Annotated in this window: 4 protein-coding genes and 1 pseudogene; 3 read left to right on the forward strand and 2 right to left on the reverse strand. The window is 62.5% G+C overall.

Translation table 11 applies throughout. The annotated features are described in order from the left end of the window. Window positions 1-788 (reverse strand): annotated as a pseudogene (locus J0I64_RS01000) (sensor histidine kinase); the annotation flags it as partial. 48 nt (window positions 789-836) lie between these two features. Further along, on the reverse strand, window positions 837-2,204 hold the full coding sequence (locus J0I64_RS01005; protein WP_291405549.1) for an FAD-dependent oxidoreductase: 1,368 nt from the start codon (window positions 2,202-2,204) through the stop codon (window positions 837-839). Window positions 2,205-2,433: 229 nt separating this feature from the next. Here J0I64_RS01005 and rpmH point away from each other — a divergent pair, with 229 nt between their 5' ends. From rpmH to yidC, 3 genes are all read left to right on the forward strand, one after another. Continuing rightward, on the forward strand, window positions 2,434-2,568 hold the full coding sequence (gene rpmH / locus J0I64_RS01010) for a 50S ribosomal protein L34 (protein WP_035077916.1): 135 nt from the start codon (window positions 2,434-2,436) through the stop codon (window positions 2,566-2,568). A 13-nt stretch (window positions 2,569-2,581) separates the two neighbouring features. After that, window positions 2,582-3,001, forward strand: a complete 420-nt coding sequence (gene rnpA / locus J0I64_RS01015) for a ribonuclease P protein component (protein ID WP_291405550.1) — start codon at window positions 2,582-2,584, stop codon at window positions 2,999-3,001. Further along, window positions 2,998-4,540: membrane protein insertase YidC (yidC, locus tag J0I64_RS01020; RefSeq protein ID WP_291405552.1), on the forward strand; the 1,543-nt coding region annotated here is incomplete at its 3' end. The genes rnpA and yidC, both read left to right, overlap by 4 nt.

Raw genomic sequence — 4,540 nt, forward strand, 5'->3', positions numbered from 1 at the left:
TTGATCTTGGCGACAGCCAGCCCCAGGTCGGCCAGGTGCCGCTGCCGTCGCAGCATCGTGAAGAGCTCGCTCTCCATCGCCGCCAGCTCCCTTTCAAGCGTGCCGATCTCATCGGCGCGTTGCGTGGGCGCGAGAATCAGCGTGGCATTCTCAGGCGCCTTACGGAAGCGCAGAATGTTATTGGTGAGCCTTTGCACCGGCAGAATGAAGAGCTGGCTGACCAGCATGTAGAGCGCAAAGGCGGTAACCGCCGCAAAGCCCAGCGAGACCAGGAGGATATTGCGCGAATAGTTGATCATGTCGCTGCGCAGCGGTCGCTCGGGCATGAGAATTTCGACGAGGCTGTCGTCGATGTCACCCTCGCCGACGATACGCAGGGTGCGTCCCGGCCCGGCAAACATCGTGTCGAGCGCACCAACGATCAGGCTCGGCAGGTCGCGCTGGCGCATATCGGCGGTCGCAACCACATCGGGCGTCACCGGATCAGCCAGTTCGATGAGCTGGCTCTGGCCCGCCCGCCGATAGACGATGGCATTGGCCCCAGCGGACGCCAGCAGGCGATCGGTCAGCGTCCGCGGCACCGACATGACGTCGGGCACGGCATCAAGCACCCGCGCCGCCACGATGCCGACGCGAAGGCGGTCATCGAGCCAGGAAGCCCGGAAGGTGGCGAGAGACGGCAGGTACACGATGATTTCGACGAGCAGAATCACCGCGATGATGGCGGCGATCAGCTTGTTCGATAGGCCGGAAAACCGACCCTGTGTGACATTGGATTCGTCTGTCATCGCGACTCGATAATAAGAGATGACAGGCCCGAGCGTCAGCCCCTCGACCTAAAACCGAAGCAGGCGTCGAAGCGCACCCTTTTCCTGCCCTCTTTTTGATACGCTTGAGGAGAATAGATAGTTCTCTCCAAGGCGAGAAATAATCTCGAAAAGGCTCGGTCGCGGCAGCGGCAGATCAGCGAGGTCGGCAAGGCTCAGCCGGCGCCCCATCGCCATCGCCAGCGCCCCGGCAAGTTCGGAAGCCTGCGAACCAACTACGCTGGCCCGCAGAATGTGCCCCTTGGCATCGACGCCGACCTTCACGAGTCCCCGCGCCCTGCCCATTGCGGCAGCCCGGTCATTCTCGACGAAGTTTTCCCTGATGACGCTCTCACCCTGCCCGGCCTTTGCCGGCCCAATCTGCGCCAGCGAGGGTTCGGTCTGAACAAGCCGCGGAATTGGCCCACTAGCCGCCGTACGGGCACCCAGCAGCCCCGCAATCATCGCATGGCCCTCCGCACGCGCCACGGCCCAATCGGCCTGACCAGCCGAAGCCCCTACAAGCCGGATCGTGCGCGAGGAGTTTGTTCCGGCCTTGAGCTTTGCCTTGGCAATATCAAGCTCATCGAGATCGGCCTTGCGGCCGAAGGACACCAGAATGTGCGATGCATCAAGCGCCTCGCGCTGGCCAGCGGTCTCGATTTCGACCCCGATTCCCTGCGAGCGGCCGTTGACGGCAACAACCCGACCGCCGCTCCGTACCGAAATGCCCTCGTCAGCGAGCGCATTGAGCAACAGCGCGACAGCCTCGGCATCAAAGTCGGCGAGAAGTTCGCCATGGGGCACCAAAGTCACTTCGGCACCGAGGCGCCGCTGGATTTGCGCCTGCTCCACCGCGGCAGCGTCCGCGCCAATGACGATGAGATGGGTAAGCTTGCGCTGATTCTCGAGAATGGAATCGGTCGTGAACGGCTCGATATCGGCAAGGCCCGGAATCTCGGGCACAACCGGCACCCCACCGATCGCCACGATGATCCTGCTCGGCTTGATCGTCAGATCGCCAATCAGCAGGCTTCGTCCGTCAACGAAACTGACCGCCCCGCGCATCACGGTGACCCCGCGCGCTGTCAGGATTTCGGCGGACGAGGCACGTGCCCGCTCTTCGGCAAGCCGCGAAGCACGCTCGACGACCTGCTTGATCTGCAATTTGGATTCGGCCGCCCCAAGGCCCAGTTCGGGCGCCCGGCGCATATCCTGCGCGCGTTTCGCGCTTTCAAACAACGACGCTGTACGCAGGGCCTGGCGAACGTCATCTCCCGGCTCCGGACGATTGCGATCGGCAAGAACCACGCTGGCGCCGAGACGGCGCGCATAGAGAGCCAGATCGACACCGAGCGTCCCGGCACCGATAATGCAGAGGTCAGGAGAAGTGGACACGAGCCAGATTCCGCAGCGGGCTAAACAATGGTCCACTTATGCGGTGATATAGAGAGCCTGACAACAGGCTGGAAAGCACAGGCTTGAGGCCCATCGCGCGTTGACTTGCCCTATGCTTTTCCCTATAGACGCCACGAACAAAGCTGGCGCGCCCTGCCCGTCGGCCGGACAAGTTTATGCGCATATGCGCCAAAAATAGAGGAACCGTGCTTAAGCGCGGTTGAAAGTCATGAAGCGTACTTATCAGCCCAGCAAGCTCGTGCGTGCTCGTCGTCACGGTTTCCGCGCCCGTATGGCAACCAAGGACGGCCGCGCGATTCTGAACCGTCGTCGTCGCGACGGCCGTAAGAAGCTGTCGGCCTAAGGCTGTTGGCCGGATGACGGCCGACGCGCCAAATGTCGCGACATTGCGCCGTCTCCGGCGGCGCTCGCAATTTTTGAGGGCAGCCCGGGGCAATCGCGCCGGGCGCTCTGCGTTTGGGCTGCAGGTTATTGCAGCCGAGGATGAATTGCCCGGCGTCGGTTTCACCGTCACCAAGAAGGTGGGCAATTCGCCGGAGCGCAACCGCATGAAGCGCCGTCTGCGCGCGGCTGCGGCAGCATGTGCCGATGACTTTCGACCCGGCCATGACTATGTGCTGTTGGCAAGGCGCGAGGCTCTTAGCCGCCCGTTTGCCAAAATGATCAAAGACCTCAACGGTCTTATCGCCAAAGTCCATGACACAAATGTGCATGACACAAAGGCGGATGATAATCGGACAGGGGCCGGCCATGGCCCACGGAACGCGACACCATGAATTCTGACAATCGCAATGTGATTCTCGCCGTTGTGCTCAGCATGATCGTGCTGTTCGGCTGGCAGTTCTTCGTTGCCGGGCCGCAGCTGGAGCGCCAGCAGCGGGCCAACGAAATCGCCCAGCAGCAGCAGGCAGAACAGGCCGCCCTGGCAGTGCCCGCCACCAGCGCCGATGGCACACCGGTCGCCAATCCCGATCAGCCGTTGTCCTTGCAGACCTTTGCTGACCGCGACACCGCGATTGCTGCTTCCAACCGCGTCTCCATCGACACCGAAGATCTTGCCGGCTCGATCAACCTGACCGGCGCCCGCATCGACGACCTTCGCCTCGAAAAGTACCGCGAGACCGTTGATCCCTCCTCTCCGATCATCACCCTGCTGAGCCCCTCGGGCGCTCCGGGTGGTTATTATGTGGAACACGGCTGGGCCCCCGCTGCCGGCGCCACCATCACCCTGCCCGACGCCAACACCGTGTGGACCGTTGAAGGCGACGCCACGACGCTGACGGCCGCCACTCCGGTGACGCTGCGCTACGACAATGGCCAGGGCCTGATCTTCCGTCGCACCATCGCGCTCGACGAGCACTACCTCTTCACCATCACCCAGACGGTCGAAAACGCCGGTTCTGGTGACGTGGCTCTGTTCCCCTATGCCCGCGTTGTCCGTCAGGGCACCCCGCCGGTGCAGAACTTCTTCATCCAGCATGAAGGTCCGATCGGCGTTCTGGGCTCGAACAACTACGTGGCGCGCAAGTACCACGACCTGCAGAACGAGCGTCAGGTCGACTTCCCCTCGACCTCCGGCTGGCTCGGCATTGCCGACAAGTACTGGGCAACGGCCGTACTGCCGCAGCCCGGCGCCGGCATCAACGCCCGCTTCGCCTATACGACCCAGGGTACGACCCCGGTCTATCAGACCAATTATGTCGAAACCCAGCCCGTGGTCGTTCCGGCCGGCGGCAGCGCGTCAAGCGAAAGCTTCGTTTTCGCAGGCGCCAAGGAAGACACCGTCATCGCTGCCTATCAGACCGAGCACGGCTTTGACCGTCTCGAACTGCTGATCGACTGGGGCTGGTTCCACTTCCTCACCAAGCCGATGCACTGGCTGCTGGTGACGCTCTACGGCCTGCTCGGCAATTTCGGCCTCGCTGTTCTCGCCGTGACCGTTATCGTCAAGGCGATCTTCTTCCCGCTCGCCAACCGCTCCTACGCCTCCATGGCCGCCATGCGTCGCGTACAGCCGGAAATGAAGTCGATCCAGGAACGTCTCAAGGACGACCGCCCGGCCCAGCAGCAGGCGATGATGGAGCTTTACCGCAAGGAAAAGATCAATCCGCTGTCCGGTTGTTGGCCGATCCTCATCCAGATCCCGGTCTTCTTCGCGCTCTACACGGTTATCTTCATTTCCATCGAAATGCGGCACGCGCCGTTCTTCGGCTGGATTCAGGACCTCGCCGCGCCCGATCCGACCAACATCTTCACCCTCTTCGGCCTGATCCCGTGGAACCCGACGACGCTGCCGCTGATCGGCTCGTTCCTCC

Origin of the sequence: Devosia sp. (assembly GCF_017307565.1) — a bacterium.
GTDB lineage: Bacteria > Pseudomonadota > Alphaproteobacteria > Rhizobiales > Devosiaceae > Devosia.